Genomic DNA, 18,222 nt, shown 5'->3' with positions numbered 1-18,222 from the left:
GCCCACCCCTTTCCCTCCAAAGACTTTCGGCTTTATCGAATCCCTGTTCAACGTTTTCCCTCGCTATGCAGATCTGTTTGGTTCAATATATCAAACGCCATGACATGATGAAAAAAAACGCTGAAACGGGGCCAACCGCAATTTGTTGGCTGTAAGTACAGCCGCCCTTTTCCGCGCTATCCCGTTCCCATCCGACAGGAACTCCTGCCGAGCAGCCTCCCCACCAGCCGAAAGTCTTGGGAGTGGGAGGGATGGGGTCCGGGGGGAGAGAGGACCTTTCTGGAAAAAAGGTTCTCCCTCCCTTCCCCGGTCTTCTTCCCCACCCCCTCAAAAAATAACGCCTCGACATCCGGAGCAAACCTTTTACAATCATGTATAAAAATAACATGATAGTTGCTATTGCGCTCTGGAGGACCCCAAAGGGGCATTGCGCTGAGGCCGAAGACAGCGTACGGAGACGCGAAATCCTTTTGCCCTCGAAACGCCCCATGACCGAAGAACGCGAATCAGCCCCCAATCAGGCGCCCGACACGGATCAGGCGACGCACCAGCGGCCCCCGCAGGCTTCGCTGGCACGCCGCTATATGGGCAAGCTGCTGGCGAACATCGCCACCGTCCCCGTCTATCTGATCATGGAGGCGGTGCTCCCGCGTGCGCTCGGGCCGCAGGTCTACGGGAACTTCAACTTCTCCACCAGCGTGTTCACGCAGCTTACCGGCTTTCTGGACATGGGCACGTCCACCTGTTTTTACAACGCCCTGTCCCGGCGCCAGTACGAAATGCCGCTCGTCGCCTTTTATGGCCGGGTTTCGGCGCTGGTATTCCTCGTTACCATGCTCGCGGGCGTCTTCCTGCTTGTCCCGGGGCTTGGGGATATGCTTTTGCCCGACGTGCCGCTCTGGTACGCTCCGCTGGCGGCTTTCTACGGCTTTCTGCTGTGGGGGACGCGCGTGGTGCGCTCCATGAACGACGCCCTCGGCCTGACCGTGCCCGGCGAGCTTCTGCGGAGCGGGGTCAACCTGCTCGGGGCCATCATCATTCTGGCGCTGTTCTGGTTCGGTTTCCTGAACGCGGGGAGCCTGTTCGGGCTGCAATATCTGATGATGGGAAGCATCGTGATCGGGTGCCTCGCCATCATGCGGCGCTCATGGGCGCATATCGATCTCAGCCTCACACGCGACCAGCGCCTCTCCTACACACGCGAATTTTCCGACTACAGTATGCCGCTGTTCGTGCAGGCGCTGCTCTCGGCGCTGGCCCTTTCCGCCGAACGCTGGGTGCTCCAGTGGTTCGACGGCAGCACACAGCAGGGCTATTTCGCGCTGTCCCAACGCGTCAGCGCCGCGTGTTTTCTGTTCGTATCCGCCATGACCCCGCTGATCATGCGTGAACTCGCCATTGCCTGGGGCAAGGACGACCGCGAACATATGGGGCACCTTCTGACCCGGTTCGCACCGCTCCTCTTTGGGATCGCGGCATGGTTTTCCTGCTTCACCGCTGTGGAAGCTTCCGTGCTCGTGCATATTTTCGGCGGCGCGGAGTTCGCCGCGGCGCTCGTCCCCGTGCAGATCATGGCCCTGTATCCGGCCCATCAGGCTTACGGGCAACTGGCAAGCTCCGTTTTCCATGCCACCGGCAAGACCAAGGTACTGCGGAACCTTGCCTTTATCGAGCACTTCGGAGGCTTCCTCCTCGTATGGCTGCTGGTCGCGCCGCAGGACATGCTCGGCATGGGGCTCGGCGCAACGGGCCTTGCCCTCAAAACCGTGACCACGCAGTTCATCATGGTCAACCTGCTGTTCTGGATGGCCTCACGGCTCATCCCTCTCAATTTCTTCCGCAACCTGATGCTGCAAGGGCTCATCCTCGGCTCGCTCCTCGGAATCGCATGGGTCTGCAAACAGGCGACGGGGATCTATTTTGCGGATGACGCCCATCAAATCATACGCTTCTTCCTCTCCGGCATCCTCTACTCCTTCATGTCCTTCGGGCTCGTGGTCACCTGCCCGTGGCTGTTCGGGTGCTCATGGCAGGATTTCCGGGAAATGCTCATCCGCCTCCGACTGATCAAGAGAAAAGCCTGATCCGGCCGCAGAACACATAAAAAAGAGCCTTGCAGCAACACAAGGCTCTTTTTTATGCCCTGATTAAACGTCAGGACTCTCTATCCCGCCAGCTCCACACATCCGGCAGGTTCTCCCGCCGCGCAGCCTCCCCGCCAATCCAAAGTCTTTGCGGGAGATGGGGTAGAGTTCGGAGAGAGGAAGAGGGGGCTTCTTCAGAAAGCCCCCTCTTCCCCTCTCCGGTTCTCAATATCCCTCACTATCCACGCCACAGCGGACTCAAAATCCGCAGCAACGACACGCCGAGGCGCGCCCGGAACCTCGACGATACCGGAAACGGGCACGGGATATCCGGCCTTCCGGGCATGTTCCGCGCCGTTCCCGCTCAATACGAGCAGCCCGGCGGACAGCCCGGCATTGGCGGCGAACCCCAGATCGTCCAGCTTGTCCCCGATCATGAACGTCGTTTCGGGCAAGAGCCCGTGCCGATCCCGGAGCTCATCGAACATACCCGGCAGGGGCTTACGGCAAAAGCAAGACTCTTCAGGCGCGTGCGGACACCAGACGGCATCCGTAAAAGCTACGCCATACGGCTCCAAAAGTTCCTCAAGCCGTTTTTGGCACGCCACGACAGCCTGTTCAGTGAAATACCCCCGGCCCACGCCGGATTGGTTGGACACCAAGAAAAGGCGATGCCCCGCCTGAACCAGACGCGACAACGCCGGGCCGACGCCGGGCAACAGGGCGACGCCGGACGGTTCCGAAAGGTAATGCTTATCCTCAATGAGCGTGCCGTCCCGATCAAGAAGCACCGCACAGGAAACCGACATGAAAAATCCTCCGGAAAAAATGACGGAACAATGACGTAAAACAACGCGGGAATGTTGCGGAAATCAAGCCTTCAGAACCCGTGGTTCCGCGATTCGGTTCTTGACACGCTGTACATCTTCCTGCAAAAGAGGACGCTTAGAATATGGAGGATGGGAACGGCGCGCAAGAAAAAGATGGCGCGTTTTTCCTCATGCGGTTTGTCGCCGTGGAACATTTGCAACATCTGGAGGAGCTGTCGGTATGATCCGTCTTTTCAGTGCGACCCTGTTGTCCCTGCTCTTGTGTGCTTCTCTGGCCAATGCCGCCGAAAAACCCCTCATCGTGGCTTCCGACGCGACGTGGCCTCCCATTGAAATGCTTGACGAAAACAAGAACGTGGTCGGGTATTCCATTGACTACCTGAAAGCCGTCGCCAAAGAAGCGGGCCTGAACGTTGAATTCCGCAACACCGCGTGGGACGGCATTTTCGCCGCCCTGGAATCCCGTCAGGCCGACATCATCGCCTCTTCCGTGACCATCACCGACAAGCGCAAGAAGGCTATGGGCTTCTCCGATCCTTACTGCGAAATCCGCCAGGCCGTTGTGGTTTCCACCAATTCGGACCTCAAAAACCTGAAAGAACTGGACGGCAAGAAGGTCGGCGGCCAGATCGGTACCACCGGCCTCGTGGAGACCCTGCCCAAGGCCAAGTCCAAAGCCATCGTCAAGACGTACGACGAAGTGGGCCTCGCCCTCGAAGACCTCGCCAAGGGCAACATCGACGCAGTGATCTGCGACGATCCGGTCGCCAAGTTCTACGCCAACAAGAAGCAGGAATACGCGGGCAAGCTTAAGGTTGCCTTCATCACCGACGATGTGGAATTCTACGGGTTCGCCGTCCGCAAGTCGGATACGGATCTCGTGAAGAAGCTCAACGAAGGCATCAAAGCCGTGAAAGAAAAGGGTATCGACAAGCAGGTCGTCGAGAAGTGGATCGGCAAATAAGCGGCCGTAACTCTCATCCTTAATCGTCCTGTTGCGATTCTATACCGGCAGGGGAGCCCTCTCCCCTGCCGCCCGTTTGGTAAGGCCCCTGTTTTCGCGCGTCGCCCGGGCGCGCCGCAACTTGCAAGGCCCACATCGCGGCGCACGCATCTCATGCGGCGTTTGCCGGAGCCTGACACATTTTAGGAATACTTATGAACAACGCTCCCAACATTCGCATTGAGGTTACGGAGGGCGCACAAATCCCTGATCCAAGGGATCGCAGGCTCCTCAATGCTTGGACATTGGCGTTCTGCGTTGCCGTGGTGGCGCTCGTCACCCTCTGCGCCACGCAGCCGGAACCCTATCTGGAAATCGTCAAATTCCTTCCCGACGGCTTGATCATCACGTTTGAGGTGACCGTTCTCTCCCTGCTCTGCACGCTGCCCATCGGGTTGCTCACGGGTCTCGGACGCCTGTCCCGCAATCCCGTCATCAACCTGATCGCATCGACCTACGTGGAAATCATCCGCGGCGTGCCGCTGCTCGTTCAGCTTTTTTACATCTATTACGCCCTCGGCCGCATCATTCAGGTCCCGCCCATGGTGTCGGCGGTCATCGCCATCAGCTTCTGCTACGGCGCCTACATGGGCGAAGTCTTCCGCGCGGGCATCCTCTCCGTCCCCAAGGGACAGACCGAAGCCGCCCGTTCGCTCGGCTTCAACAACTTCCAGACCATGACGCTCGTTATCCTCCCTCAGGCCATGCGTACCATCCTGCCGCCCATCGGCAACGAATGCATCGCCATGCTCAAGGATACCTCTCTGGTCTCCATCATCGCCGTGGCCGACCTGCTGCGCCGTGGCCGCGAATTCGCTTCGCAGACCTTCGACTATTTCGAGACCTATACGGTCATCGCCCTCGTATACCTCATCATCACCCTGCTGCTCTCCAAAGGCGTGAGCATGATGGAAGGGAGACTCACCTACTATGACCGCGACAGAAAGTAACGAAGCCCCCATCATCAGCATCCAGAACGTGTGGAAGTTCTTCGGGCAGCTCACCGCATTGCACGATGTCAGCTTCGACGTGCAGCCCGGCGAACGCGTCGTGATCATCGGACCTTCCGGGTCCGGCAAGTCAACGCTGCTGCGCTCCATCAACCGCTTGGAAGTCATCGACAAGGGCACCATCCTTGTCGAGGGGAGCGACATCAACGCCCCCGAGAACGACATCAACAAGATCCGGCAGGATCTGGGCATGGTGTTCCAGAGCTTCAACCTGTTCCCGCACAAGACCGTGCTCCAGAACCTGACGATGGCGCCCATGAAGCTCCGCCATATTTCCAAACACGAAGCCGAGGAGCGCGCTCTCCAGCTGCTCAAGAAAGTGGGGCTGTCCGAAAAGGTCAACGTCTACCCGAGTATGCTTTCCGGCGGCCAGCAACAGCGCGTCGCCATTGCCCGCGCCCTCGCCATGCAGCCCAACATCATGCTGTTCGACGAACCTACGTCCGCGCTCGATCCTGAAATGATCGGCGAAGTGCTCGACGTTATGGTCAAGCTCGCGCAGGAAGGCATGACGATGGTATGCGTCACCCACGAAATGGGTTTTGCCCGCGAAGTGGCCGACCGCATCGTCTTTATGGATCAGGGGCAAATCCTTGAAGTGGCGCCTCCGGCCAAGTTCTTCTCCGATCCCGAGCATCCTCGCCTACAGCAGTTCCTCAAGCAGATTCTGTAGAGAAGATTGGAGGGGGAAGGAGAACCTTTCTCCAGTAAGGTCCTCCTTCCCCCTCCAAACCTCCCCCCTTCCTCTCCCACGACTTTCGCGTTTATCGAATCCCCCACTCGGGTTTCCCACTCATGGGAACCTGTGTTATGGCATTGGGCCTATTGGTATTTATTGGAACAATGAGGAGTCAGGGCAACAAAGGCATTGGGGACATATTTCTTTCTGGAAAGCTCCGTGTGGAATAAAAAAGCGCAAGGGAAATTCCCCTTACGCAGACTATCAATCAGCCGTTTCTAAAAAAACGGAGGAAGAGCGTGCAAGGGATACCCACCTTACCAATCTTCCTCCGTTCTTTTTTGGCTTGGAGCTTTTCGACTTTGAACTGTTTCAAAAACAATCCGCTCTCATCCCTTACTTTGAACAACCGCAACCGCCGGAAGATGTACCGTCGGACTTGTCCGAGCAGCATCCGGTCTTCTTCCCATAGGTCACTTCACCGGTTCCCATGTTGAAGTTGACTTCGACATCTTCGCCTTCGGGCGTGGTGACAACCGTGCTCTTGCTGGCCATGCAGTCAGGGCTCTGATTCTTATCGTCTTTCGTATTATTGCAGCAGCATCCCATTGTCTTGCTCCCTTGGAGTAAAAAGTGTTCGCGCCGCGCGCGTCGAGCGTCATTAGCCTTAGCGTTAAGTATTTAGGATTGGTTCTTAAGAAGTCAAGTTCCCAGAGCATGATTCTTTCCCATACGCTGCGAATCTCTCACAGCGGAGCCTCCTCCGCGACCCAACCAGTTAGAAAGCGTGCACAATCGCTGGCTCCCCCCCGGCTCTACAGCTTCACAGAGCGGATGAAATGGGGTATTCTGCAGTGAATATGATACCTGTACACAGCCCGTTTTCATCCGGGAAGAGACTCTGGAGGGTGGCATGAGCAAGCCGAACCGCTATCGGACAGACAAAGACGATGACCGCGAAACAGAACCGTCACACAAGGGGCACCACGGGCTGGCCCTGCTGATTCTTATCCTGCTCGCGGGCGTGGTGGTCTGGTTTTGGCTGGCCCGAGATCCGGAGGCAAGGGAAGAATTCTCCAACCGTATGGCAAACCTGAGAGAATCGGCCATCAACCTCGCCGCCGACCTGATGAGCAGGACAACGACACCGCCTTCTCCTCCAGATGTCGGAGCCGTCGCGGGAAACAGCCTGCCCGGAGCGCCGCCCAAATACCGTTCTCCCATCGAAACGCCTGCGGAACTGGACGAGGCGCTTGCGGAACAGAGGCCGGTGCAGCCGGGCGGAGCCGAAGTACGCGGCCCTGTGGCCCCCGGAGAACAGGTTCCTCCCGATGCGGGGCGCAAGGACGATCAAGTCGTGCGCATCGCCTTTATCGACGATTTGGCTTCATGGCTCGTTTCCCACTATGTCCCCGCAGCGACCCCGGGCCGGAGCGGAAGGCTTTCCGCAAGCCTGCAGGGAGCAAATCTCCGTTATGGGATGGGGATGACCGGCCTCGCATGGATCGGCGATGATCTGCCCGCAGGACGTACCGCAGCGCTGAACCATCTCTTCACGCCGGGTATGCTGGACGCCATTTATCGGCTGTACGTCGACCGCTTCATGGAAGCCGTGAACCGCAGCGCGGCTACCCCCCTGCCGAGCGGCGAGGCTCTCTCGCCCGCCCAGCGGAGCGAGTTCTTCAAGCTGTACGCCCGGCAGTTCCGTGGTGTTGCCGGGGCGTTGCAGGCGCTTGCCTCCATGCCCGACTTCAACCGCCAAATGGAAAACCTCAGCGCCGCGGCCCAGCGTGTCGTGGACACCAACGCCCAATACTCCGAATTGACATTCGCCGCCGATGAAGCCCGCTCCAACGGCGAGCTGACCAGATACTCGACATTGCGCCAGCAAATGGCCGCCAAGGGCCAGCAGTACCAACAGGCCGTCATCGCCCGCGAACAGGCCAAGAGCGCTTTCGTGCAGGCCCTCAAGCGGACCCCGGAGGCCCGGTATCTGGATGATGACGCACTGCTCTTCATCGCCTCATGGATCGATCGGCGCACGCACAACAACCCGGAAAAACTCACGGCTGCCAGACAGGCCGCAAACCTATTCCGCGATCTGGCGGGGCACTTCGACGCCGCGGCCGCCAACCCAGGAGCCTCTCAATGATTTCCCGCTGCTTCCGCTTTTTTCTCTTCCTTCCGTTGCTCTTGCTCGTAACGGTCCCCGCCCTGGCCCGCCAGACCCCGGAGGCTGTCTTGAAGGAAATCCAGACAGCCATCGACGCCAGCGATCTGGCGGCCTTTGAGCGGCGCGTCGATGTGGACGCCCTGCTCGACCAAAGTTCCTCAGCCCTGATTGCAGCGCTGCAAAAAGCCGGACAAGTCGATACATCCGGCCTCCCTCCCATGCTCGCCCTGATGGTCGCCTCTGTGCAGGACCCGTCGATGGCGAAGCAGATCAAAGGGTTGCTGGTTCAAGAAACCGGAACGTTCACCCGTTCAGGCATCGAATCCGGCTTTTTCGCCGGAAAACCCAAAGCCAACGCAAACCCCAAAGGCCTGCTCGCACCGCTTTTCGGCAACGTCTCCACGGGGCGTAAAGAGCTGCGCCCACGCGGCGCATCCCGCAAAGTCAACGGCAACGTCATCCTTCCCGCAACCATCCATGATTTCGGCAACGGGCGTGACTACAAGGTTGATCTGGGCATGAGCCCCTCCGGAGAGAGCTGGAAGGTCACCAGCATCGCCAACATGGACAAGCTCGTTTCCCGCCTCCAGAAGGAAGCTGCGGAATAGCGGACCCATCCAGACAACGCTTACAGAGTCCCATAGAAAAACGCCGTCCCTCCATGTGGAGGAACGGCGTTTTTCTTTTGAAGAATCAGCTAAAGAATCTGGGGAAAACTTCCCTTTTGGAAAAGCTTTTCCCCATCCCTTGCTTATTTACTCATGGCATTGATGAATTCTTCGTTCGACTTGGTGCCGCGCATCTTGTCGAGCAGGAATTCCATGCTGTCGATGGAAGACATGGGTGCAAGGATCTTGCGGAGGATCCAGACGCGCTTGAGTACGTCGTCGGAGAGGAGGAGATCTTCCTTACGGGTTCCGGTACGGTTGATGTCGATGGCCGGGAACACGCGCTTTTCGGCGAGATGGCGATCAAGATAGATTTCCATGTTGCCGGTGCCTTTGAATTCTTCAAAGATCACTTCATCCATGCGGGAGCCGGTATCGATGAGCGCCGTGGCGATGATGGTCAGGCTGCCTCCGCCCTCGATGTTGCGGGCCGCGCCGAAGAAGCGCTTGGGCCGCTGAAGGGCGTTGGCGTCCAGACCACCGGAAAGCACGCGGCCGGACGAAGGCGTCACGGCGTTGTACGCGCGGCCAAGGCGGGTGATGGAGTCGAGCAGGATGACCACGTCACGCTTGCGTTCGACAAGGCGCTTGGCTTTTTCGAGCACCATTTCGCAGACCTGCACATGGCGCTGCGGAGGTTCGTCAAACGTGGAGCTGATGACTTCGGCATTCTTGACCGTGCGCTCCATATCCGTCACTTCTTCGGGACGTTCATCGATGAGCAGCACGATGAGATAGACTTCGGGATGGTTCGCGTTGATGGAATTCGCGATGCTCTGGAGCAGAATGGTTTTACCGGTCCGGGGAGGCGCGACGATGACCCCGCGCTGGCCGCGCCCGATGGGCGACATGAGATCGATGACCCGGCAGGACAGATTTTTCTCGCCGTTTTCCATGATCAGCTTGCGATCGGGATAAATAGGCGTGAGGTTATCAAAAAGAACGACGTGGCGGGCGTTTTCCGGGGGTTCAAAACCGATTTCCTTCACCTTGAGCAAGGCGAAATAACGCTCCCCTTCCTTGGGAGGCCGTATCTGCCCGGAAACCACATCACCCTTGCGCAGATAAAAGCGCCGAATCTGAGAGGGGGAAACATAAATATCGTCCGGGCCGGGCATATAGCTCGACAGTGGGGAACGCAAAAAACCGTAGCCGTCAGGCAGGATTTCCAGCACCCCGTCGCCGTAAATGGCACCGCTCCGGGACGCACAAGCCTGCAACATCGCAAAGATGAGTTCCTGCTTCCGCATGGAACTGGCGTTTTCGATCTCGTACTTTTCCGCAAGCTCCATGAGCACGGACATGCTCATGTTCTTCAGTTCAGTAAGGCTCATCGTTGCGCCTTCCTGAACCTCCTCCGTGGCAACTTTCTTCTTCCGCATACGTTCCGATACTTGTTTTGGGAGTGAATGGAAGTTCGCCCGGCGTGTCGCCGGACGTTATGAGTCCTGCCGAACGGCAAGACGGTATTACACGGCACAGCCGCATCAAACGCTGATTAAGATAGGGGAGATGTGTGATTGAAAAAGGCAGGCATGCACCATGAAAGCGGCGCAGACGTTTTCCTAGCGTAACTTCCTTTTTTTGGCAAGGGGATGAGAATAGATTTGGCCATATTTTCCGGTTTCCGGCGTGTTCACCTCCCCTTTTCCACCTTCAAGGCTTTGAGAAACAATCTGAAAAAGGCGACATACCCTTTTTACCCTTATGATAAGCCGCATCCCTATCGCCGCACAGAAAAAAGGAGAGGCCTTTCGGCCCCTCCCCACTTATACCGAAAACGGCAGACTAGTGCTTGAAGATGGAATCCTTGGATTCGTCTTCCTTCACCAGCTTGAACAGCACCGGGCTGAGCAGCAGGATGGCGATCAAGTTCGGGATGGCCATGAGCGCGTTGCAAGTGTCCGCAAGCAGCCACACCACATCAAGCTGCGTAAGCACGCCCACCGGGATGGCGATGCAGTAGACGATCCGGAAGGGGATCTGCGCCTTGTCGCCGAAGAAATAGATGGCGCAGCGCTCGCCGTACACGCACCAGCCGAGGGCTGTGGTGAAGGCGAAGAAGGTCAGGCAGATCGTCACCGCGATGCCGCCGATGCCGGGAAGCGAGGTTTCGAAGGCGGCGGAGGTCATGGCGGCCCCGGTGAGGCCGGAGGTCCACTGGCCGGTCACAAGGATGGCGAAACCGGTCATGGTGCACACGATGATCGTATCAATGAAGGTATCAAGCATACCGATGGAAGCCTGCACCAGCGGTGAAGCGCTGGTCGCGGCGGCGTGAGCCATAGGCGCGGTACCGAGTCCGGCTTCGTTGGAGAACACGCCGCGGGCCATGCCCATTCGGATGGCCATCATCACGGTCGCACCGGCAAAACCGCCTTCGGCGGCCGTAGGCGTGAACGCTTCGGCGACAACCCAAGCAAGAACGCGGGGAAGCTGGTCAATGTGCAGGATGATGACGATAAGGGAGATGAGGACGTATATCACCGCCATGGCGGGCACGACCTTACCGGCCACGGCACCGATGCGCTTCACGCCGCCGATGAGGACGGCTCCGGCCAGCAGGAAGACGGCGATGGCGGTAAACCACGTCGGGATGGAGAGGTTGGCCTGTATGGCTTCACCGATGGAGTTGCCCTGTACCATAGCGCCCGTACCGATACAGGCGACGATGCCGAACAGCGCAAAGCACGAGCCGAGCCACATCCACTTGGGTCCGAGCCCGTTTTTGATGAAGTACATGGCGCCGCCCACCCAGTTTCCGGCGGGGGTCTTTTCACGGAAATGCACGGAAAGGAGCACTTCGCTGAACTTGGTGGCCATACCCACAAGGGCGGTCACCCACATCCAGAACAGCGCGCCGGGGCCGCCGATGTAAATGGCTGTCGACACGCCCACGATGTTGCCGGTCCCGATGTCGGCGGCCAGCGCGGTCATCAGCGCGTTGAACGGAGAGATTTCGCCCTGCTCGGACTGATTGGAACGCCCGGCCCACAGGTTTTTGAGCCCTCTAAAAAAATTGCGGAATGTGAAAAATTTCAGGCCGACAGTCAGATACAGGCCAGTACCGACCAGCAATACCAGCATCCCCGGTCCCCAAACCACGTCGTTGACTGACTTCAGCCATGCCATGAAAGCTTCCATTTCTCCCCCTGATAAGGATAAAGCGTTAGAAAGCACGCTTCCGCACGTCACTCGCATTGCTGCTCATCAGCGCAGGACACTATGATGGTTTGCGCTGAAAACGGCGAAAGCAATCGCGAAACAGGAGAAATGGAAAAGGCTTTAATAAGCATAAGAAAGCACTACTGTCCATCTTTAAACAGCATTTGATATATGTTTCACTAAAGGAAAAAGCTTCCCCAAAAGCATCTTTCCATAAAACATACTATGCTTGTCATCTATTGAGGGTCCCAATACCGTCAATATGTGACTCTCTTCCACTCCCCCTGCGGGCTTTTTATCCATGCAAAGCCCTCTTTGCTTATTGTTAGTCAAAAAAAGATAGCAGTGCAAGCCTTTTTGCATATAAAAATACTCTTCTCTATCAGCGATATACAGATTGTTTACTCAATGAATATAGATTGGGCAAACAATGAATCATCATTCCTTATCGAAATCACTAAACAAGGCTTCCGCACGTTTCTTGGCAAAACTTTCGACATCCGCATACCATTGCTGAAAACGCTGAACCAGCTCCCGCCCCGCCGGAGTCAGCGAGTAACCGTCGCGCTTGGTCCCCGAAGCGTCGACAAGCGTCTCGCCCGCGATGCGTTCGGCCTTCTTTATCTTGCCCCACGCCCCGCGGTAGGACATGCCGAGCTGTTTTGCGGCCTTGCTCAGCGATCCGAGTTCGTCGACAAGCTGGAGAAGCTCCACACGCCCCCTGCCGAAGCCTTCCCCATCTTCGCCCTCCAGCCATAGCTGCACGTGGATGCCCTTGCGCCTTACGACCTCATCCAAAAATTCCATGTCGCTCTCCGTCTCCGTTTCAGTGTCTTCCTGTCCGCCGCCCGCCATGCGCACGGCCAGCCGGGCCAGCAGTTCCAGCGCCCGCCCGAGGCACGTTTCATCAAAATCAAAGCGGTCGCTGTGGTGCCCCGCAGCCCTGTCCGTCCCGACCTGCAGGTAGGAAGCCAGCCCTCCCGAGGCCTGAACCCTGCTCATCAGGCAAGCGAAATCTTCCGTCGCCCCGAAACCGCTCATCGGGATAACCGTCTTCCAGCCACCCATCGCTTCCGCGACCGTAGCAATAAGGCGGGCAAGCTCCGGGCTGCTCCCTCCCCCGGAACTGTTCCCCACAGTCCGCCACTCGCAAGCGCAGCCCCACAGATCGGCTGAAGCGCGCAGGATACGCTCGGACTCGGCGGTCATGTAGGCGTCCAGTTCCGTGGTTTCTCCCCGCGTTTCCATGAACAGCCTCGCGGAAGCGGGGATGACGTTGCGGGCCTCTCCCCCTTCCAGCCTGCCCACGGCGATACGGGTGCCGCCTTTGCCGTTCCGGGAAATGGCGTGCAGGTTCACCACCGCCGAACAGGCCGCCAGCAGGGCATCCTTCCCTTCCTCCGGCGCGGCCCCGGCATGGGCGGGCACTCCGGAGAAAAGGACATCGCGCTTGGTGGTGGCCAGGAATCCTTGCGTGCCGCATATCAATGAGCCCGGCCCCTCGGCTTTGAAACCGATATGGAAACCGAACAGCACATCCACGCCGTCCACGGCTCCGGCCTCCGACATCGGGAGGGCCCCGCGCGCCCCCTCTTCGGCGGGCTGGAAGATCAGGCGTATCCGCCCCCGCAGGTGCCGCCGGATCGAAACAAGCACTTCAGCCAAGCCGAGCCCCACGGCGGCGTGCCCATCGTGTCCGCACGCGTGCATCAGACCGGGCCAGCGTGATGCGAACCCCTCGCGCACGGGCCTATGGCTCTCTTCCGCGCACTCGGCGACTTCGTTGCAGTCCATATCGAACCGGAACGCCGTCACGGGGCCGGGGCCGCAATCCAGATCCGCCCAGAACCCCGTATAGCCGTCCCCCATGCCCGCAACCAGCTCGGCATCGGCTCCATGCTCAAGCGCACGCTCCCGCGCCGCCGCAAGAACAGCGGAAGAAGGGACGCCCATCCTCCGGTCGGAGGCGCAAGCGGCTTCGCCCATGCGGATCGCGTACCCAAGCTCGCGCAATCGCCTGATGATCAAGGCCGCCGTGCGGAATTCAGTCCAGCCGGCTTCCGGATGGGCATGGAAATCGCGCCGCCACGCCGCCAGCTTTGGGAGCACAGCGGCAAGCGCGCCATGCAAAAAAGGCAAAGAGGAAACCGACATAGACGTTACCTCACCGGGACTTCTCGGCCCCCTAACGGTTATAACAAAAAATGGTAATAGAATATCAAAGTGTTACGACAAAGGAAATAACCTGTCAATTTTCCCGGAACCATTGTCCCATATCCCCGAAACGGTTCCCATCCCGGAAGGAAACGGCACGCTTCACAAAAATGTACACTTCCAATATACCTGAAACCATGAAAACCTCCCTTGCTTTGAAGCCCTTCTTCATATAATTGACAAGAAAATGTCGACAAAAGGGAGACAACGACATGCACAAACATTTGCTCGCGGCTGTTCTCAGCCTTGCTGTGGCCATGACGGGCGCTTCCGCCCTTGAAGCCCACGCCAAGACGACGTTCGTTACCATCGGCACCGGCGGCATCACCGGCGTCTACTACCCCACCGGCGGCGCGATCGCCAAGATCGTCAACGCCAAGAAGGACAAGTACGACATCCGGGCCACCGTCGAATCCACCGGCGCGTCCGTATTCAACATCAACGCCATCATGGCGGGCGATCTTGAATTCGGCATCGCGCAGGCCGACCGCCAGTATCAGGCCTACAACGGGCTTTCCGAATGGGAAGGCAAGCCCCAGAAGGATCTCCGCGCCGTGTTCGCTCTGGCTCCCGAAGCCGTCACTTTCGTCGCCGCCGAAGATTCCGGCATCAAGAGCCTGAAGGATGCCAAGGGCAAGGTCGTCAACATCGGCAACCCCGGCTCCGGCAACCGCCAGAACGCCATTGACGTTTTCGAAGCCGCCGGCATCAATATCGAAAAAGACCTCAAGGCCGAAAGCATCAAGGCCGCCGACGCACCCCGCATGTTGCAGGACGGCCGTATCGACGGCTTCTTCTACACCGTGGGCCATCCCAACGGGAATATCAAGGAAGCCACCGCCGGGAAGCGCAAGACCCGCATCGTGTCCATCACCGACATTGAGCCGCTGGTCAAAAAGTTCCCCTACTATTCCCTGACCAACATCGACATGGCCCAGTATCCCGAAGCCACCAACGCCAATGAAAAGGTCACCACCGTGGGTATGCTCGCCACCTTCGTGACCTCAGCCAAGGTGCCGGACGACGTCGTGTACGCCATTACGAAGGAAGTCTTTGAGAACCTCGACGAGTTCAAGAAGCTCCATCCCGCCCTCGAAGGCCTGACCCGCGAGACCATGCTCGAAGGCCTGACGGCCCCCATCCATCCCGGCGCCCTGAAGTATTACAAGGAAGCCGGCCTGATGAAGTAGGCTGAGGAACACCCCGTTCCTCCCTCCGCTTCACCGTGAAGCCTTTCGGCCGGGATTGGACATATCGCCCAATCCCGGCATCCTTGCAATCAGCCCGAGTTTATCCGGGCGGCGCCCCGCGTCGCCGTCACCTCAGATCACGCCGGGAGTCACATGCCCCACAAAATGATAGAGCACATCGAGCAGTCCCCCAACGGGGATGACTACAGGGAAAAGCTGGTAGCCGCCGAGCACGGCCTGCGCGGCGATACGGTAGGCATCACCCGCATCATCACGATGATCCTCGCTCTCTGCTGGTCCCTGTTTCAGCTCGCCTCGGCGAGCATCCTGCTCCTTGATACCGTCTATATCCGGGCCATCCATCTGGCCTTTGCCATCAGCCTCGTCTACTTCAATATCCCCATGATCAAAATCTCGGGAACCTCATGGCGCTGGGATCTGCGCATCCTGCTCGCCATGAACCGGGTCACGATCCTCGACTACCTGCTCGGGATCATAGCCGCCGTCTCCGCGCTGTACATCGTGCTTGACTACGAAGGCATCGCCTCGCGTGCGGGCGTGCCCACCACACGCGACATCATCTTCGGCCTCATGCTGGTCGTCCTCCTGCTGGAGGCCACCCGCCGGGTTATCGGCCCCGCCCTGCCGATCATCGCCAGCATATTTATCCTGTACGTGTTTACCGGGCCGCACCTGCCCGATTTCCTTGCCTTCAAGGGCGCATCCCTGTCCCGCTTCATCTCCCAGATGACGATGGATACGGAAGGCATCTACGGCGTGCCGCTGCACGTTTCGGCCACCGTCGTCTTCCTCTTCGTGCTGTTCGGGACAATGCTCGAACGGGCCGGAGGCGGCAATTTCTTCATCCAGCTCGCCATCAGCGGGCTCGGACGTTTCCGGGGCGGTGCAGCCAAGGCCGCCGTCCTCGGCAGCGCCCTCACCGGCGTGGTTTCCGGTTCGAGCATCGCCAACGTGGTCACGACCGGGACCTTTACCATCCCGCTTATGAAGAAGGTGGGCTATCCGCCCGAAAAGGCCGCGGCCGTGGAAGTGGCCTCGTCCATCAACGGCCAGCTTGCCCCGCCTGTCATGGGCGCGGCGGCGTTCATCATCGCCGAATACGTCAACGTCCCCTACATCGAAGTCGCCAAGGCGGCCGCCATCCCGGCCTTCGCCGCCTATGCGGGCCTGCTCTGGATCACCCACGTGGAAGCTTGCAAGCTCGGGCTGCGCGGCCTGTCCAAATCCGAACTGCCGTCTTTCTGGACCACGCTCAAAGAGGGGCTGCACTTCCTCATCCCCATCTGCATGTTGCTGTATGAGCTCATCATCATGCAGCATTCCGCCGAAATGTCCGTGTTCCGCGCCATCGTGGTGCTCGCGCTCATCATGCTCGGCCAGCCCGTCGTGAAAGCCTTCGTTCACAAGAAGTCCAAGCGCAAGGCCCTCAAGGAAGGCATCAAGACGCTTCTCCTGTCCCTGTCCGCCGGCGGCAGCAACATGGCGGGCGTCGCCATGGCCACGGCTTCGGCGGGCATCATCGTCGGCTGCGTCTCGCTCGGCCTCGGGCAGCAGATCACGTCCTTCGTGGAGATCCTGTCCGGCGGCAACATCTTCCTGCTGCTGCTCATCACCGCTCTGGCGAGCCTGCTCCTCGGCATGGGTCTGCCCACCACGGCGAACTACATCATCATGGCGTCTCTGACCGCGCCCATTCTGGTGCAGCTCGCCTCCGGCATCGTGGTCCACGGCGTGGCGCTGGCCGTCCCGCTGATAGCGGCGCACCTCTACTGCTTCTACTTCGGCATCCTCGCGGACGACACGCCGCCCGTGGGCCTCGCCGCCTACGCCGCTGCGGCCATTGCGGACACGTCGCCCATCGCCACGGGCATTCAGGGCTTCCTGTACGATATCCGTACGGCCATCCTGCCCCTGATGTTCATCTTCAACCATGACATCATCCTGTGGGGCATCGACAGCGTGCCCGAGGGAATCTTCCTGTTCTTCATGACGGTGCTCGGCTGCATGTCCTTCGCCTCGCTCACGCAGGGCTGGTTCATCGCCAAAAACACCCTGCCGGATGCCCTGCTCCTCGCGTGCTCCACGATCATCATGCTCTACCCGGCCCTGCTGACGGGCTTCTTCCTGCCGCATGATCAGCGGTACTGGGGTTACCTCATCGGCATCGGCATCATGGGCCTGCTCGCCTACATGCAGCACGCCCGCACCACGCAGACCACGGAGGCCGCAGCATGAGGACCAAAACGCCTTTCCGCCGCAAGCGCTTGATCTCGCGCGGCTCTTCGTCCTCCACTTCCGTCGAGGTCAAAGTCGAGCGCGAATTGCAGTGCTCCCGCTGCAAGGCCATCTTCCCCGACTATCTGGCCCGCTGCCCTGAATGCGGCAGTGAAGAGTGGATCGGCCTCGTGGAGGTCAACCCCTATACCCGGATGCCGATGGAGACGTTCCTGAAAGCCTGCGGCCACCTGCTCTGGCTGGTGGGGACCATCGGTTTTCTCGTCCTTCTCTGGCAGACGGACAGCCCGGATGCGGAAACCAACAAGCTGTTTATCTACGGGGCGTTCCTGCTGCTCTTTTGCAGCGTGCTGTTCTCCGCCGCCTACTTCGGCATGAGCGAGATCATGCGCCGCATCCTCCGTATGCAACGGCGGCTCCGCGCCTTCCACGAAAACTACCGCGACGATCAACCCGGAAGCGGCCACACCCGCGCCGTCCAGCACAAGCTCGCCGTCCGCCGCGTGCAGGGTTACGGTTCGCCTATTAACAAGATGCAGTAGGAGAAAATCGGGGGAAGGGAGGGGAAACCTTTCTTCAGAAAGGTTTCCCCTCCCTTCCCCCGAACCCCCATCCCTCCTTTTCCCAAGACTGTCAAAACCCCCGGCAAAGCCGGGGGCTTGAAACGCGGTAACCGCTCAAAGCGGTTTTTGCTATTCGCCTACGGCGAATTACAGCAGCTTAAGCTGCTCCACCTTCCTGTCTTCTTTTTCCTGGTTCCCTATGTAGAGCCGAATTTCCCGTTCTCCTACTCCTACCGTGCTTACAAAATATCCTCTCGCCCAGAAACTCGCTCCTGTTATTTTACAAACTTTTTCAAAATGTTTCGCTATCTCAATAGCGCTTTTTCCTTTTAAATAGCCCACTACTTCTGCCACCCCATATTTAGGTGGAATCGACAGTAACATGTG

15 protein-coding genes are annotated in these 18,222 nt (G+C 58.8%); 9 read left to right on the top strand and 6 right to left on the bottom strand.

The window, feature by feature from the left end; all coding sequences use genetic code 11:
* Window positions 1–371: 371 nt before the first annotated feature.
* Window positions 372–2,084: a lipopolysaccharide biosynthesis protein gene (locus T370_RS0109760; protein ID WP_156034395.1), complete on the top strand. Its 1,713-nt coding sequence runs from the start codon at window positions 372–374 to the stop codon at window positions 2,082–2,084.
* A 194-nt stretch (window positions 2,085–2,278) separates the two neighbouring features.
* Here T370_RS0109760 and T370_RS0109755 read toward each other — a convergent pair whose 3' ends face one another.
* On the bottom strand, window positions 2,279–2,893 hold the full coding sequence (locus T370_RS0109755) for a D-glycero-alpha-D-manno-heptose-1,7-bisphosphate 7-phosphatase (RefSeq protein WP_029435604.1): 615 nt from the start codon (window positions 2,891–2,893) through the stop codon (window positions 2,279–2,281).
* Between the two features lie 241 nt (window positions 2,894–3,134).
* On the opposite strand from T370_RS0109755, the gene T370_RS0109745 reads away from it, so the two are divergent.
* The 3 genes from T370_RS0109745 (at window position 3,135) to T370_RS0109735 (ending at window position 5,600) form a co-directional block, all read left to right on the top strand.
* Entirely contained in the window at window positions 3,135–3,878 is a 744-nt protein-coding gene (locus T370_RS0109745) for a basic amino acid ABC transporter substrate-binding protein (protein ID WP_005025938.1), read from the top strand.
* 194 nt (window positions 3,879–4,072) lie between these two features.
* Entirely contained in the window at window positions 4,073–4,867 is a 795-nt protein-coding gene (locus T370_RS0109740) for an amino acid ABC transporter permease (RefSeq protein ID WP_005025936.1), read from the top strand.
* Window positions 4,848–5,600, top strand: coding sequence for an amino acid ABC transporter ATP-binding protein (locus T370_RS0109735; RefSeq protein ID WP_005025934.1), 753 nt, complete (start codon window positions 4,848–4,850; stop codon window positions 5,598–5,600). The genes T370_RS0109740 and T370_RS0109735 overlap by 20 nt, the downstream gene beginning before the upstream one ends.
* Window positions 5,601–6,002: 402 nt before the next feature.
* On the opposite strand, the gene T370_RS0109730 is transcribed toward T370_RS0109735, so the two are convergent.
* The gene (locus T370_RS0109730; RefSeq protein ID WP_005025931.1) at window positions 6,003–6,215 is read right to left on the bottom strand and encodes a hypothetical protein; all 213 of its coding nucleotides are present in this window, start codon (window positions 6,213–6,215) and stop codon (window positions 6,003–6,005) included.
* A 304-nt stretch (window positions 6,216–6,519) separates the two neighbouring features.
* Between T370_RS0109730 and T370_RS0109725 the strand changes: the two genes are divergently transcribed.
* Window positions 6,520–7,758: a hypothetical protein gene (locus T370_RS0109725; protein WP_029435603.1), complete on the top strand. Its 1,239-nt coding sequence runs from the start codon at window positions 6,520–6,522 to the stop codon at window positions 7,756–7,758.
* A complete protein-coding gene (locus T370_RS0109720; protein ID WP_029435602.1) occupies window positions 7,755–8,387 on the top strand; it encodes a hypothetical protein in 633 nt (210 codons plus the stop codon). The genes T370_RS0109725 and T370_RS0109720 overlap by 4 nt, the downstream gene beginning before the upstream one ends.
* A gap of 143 nt (window positions 8,388–8,530) precedes the next feature.
* On the opposite strand, the gene rho is transcribed toward T370_RS0109720, so the two are convergent.
* The 3 genes from rho to T370_RS0109700 all read right to left on the bottom strand — a co-directional run bounded on the left by rho (window position 8,531) and on the right by T370_RS0109700 (window position 13,766).
* Window positions 8,531–9,781 (bottom strand): transcription termination factor Rho, encoded by a 1,251-nt coding sequence (rho, locus tag T370_RS0109715; RefSeq protein ID WP_009379519.1) that lies wholly within the window; start codon window positions 9,779–9,781, stop codon window positions 8,531–8,533.
* A 454-nt stretch (window positions 9,782–10,235) separates the two neighbouring features.
* Window positions 10,236–11,591 carry an alanine/glycine:cation symporter family protein gene (locus tag T370_RS0109710; protein ID WP_005025921.1) on the bottom strand — a complete coding sequence of 452 codons (1,356 nt, stop codon included), beginning with the start codon at window positions 11,589–11,591 and terminating at the stop codon, window positions 10,236–10,238.
* A 459-nt stretch (window positions 11,592–12,050) separates the two neighbouring features.
* Window positions 12,051–13,766 (bottom strand): amidohydrolase, encoded by a 1,716-nt coding sequence (locus tag T370_RS0109700; RefSeq protein WP_029435601.1) that lies wholly within the window; start codon window positions 13,764–13,766, stop codon window positions 12,051–12,053.
* Between the two features lie 272 nt (window positions 13,767–14,038).
* Here T370_RS0109700 and T370_RS0109690 point away from each other — a divergent pair, with 272 nt between their 5' ends.
* From T370_RS0109690 to T370_RS0109680, 3 genes are all read left to right on the top strand, one after another.
* Window positions 14,039–15,016, top strand: a complete 978-nt coding sequence (locus T370_RS0109690) for a TAXI family TRAP transporter solute-binding subunit (protein ID WP_005025917.1) — start codon at window positions 14,039–14,041, stop codon at window positions 15,014–15,016.
* Between the two features lie 153 nt (window positions 15,017–15,169).
* A complete protein-coding gene (locus T370_RS0109685; RefSeq protein ID WP_005025915.1) occupies window positions 15,170–17,272 on the top strand; it encodes a TRAP transporter permease in 2,103 nt (700 codons plus the stop codon).
* Window positions 17,269–17,814 carry a translation initiation factor IF-2 gene (locus tag T370_RS0109680; protein ID WP_029435600.1) on the top strand — a complete coding sequence of 182 codons (546 nt, stop codon included), beginning with the start codon at window positions 17,269–17,271 and terminating at the stop codon, window positions 17,812–17,814. Before T370_RS0109685 ends, T370_RS0109680 begins: the two co-directional genes overlap by 4 nt.
* 168 nt (window positions 17,815–17,982) lie before the next feature.
* Here T370_RS0109680 and tnpA read toward each other — a convergent pair.
* Window positions 17,983–18,222: IS200/IS605 family transposase (tnpA, locus tag T370_RS22825; protein WP_156034394.1), on the bottom strand; the 240-nt coding region annotated here is incomplete at its 5' end.

Source organism: Bilophila wadsworthia ATCC 49260 (assembly GCF_000701705.1).
GTDB classification, from domain to species: domain Bacteria; phylum Desulfobacterota; class Desulfovibrionia; order Desulfovibrionales; family Desulfovibrionaceae; genus Bilophila; species Bilophila wadsworthia.
The sequence above is the reverse complement of the archived record's forward strand: the minus strand, read 5'-3'. Positions and strand labels throughout refer to the sequence as shown.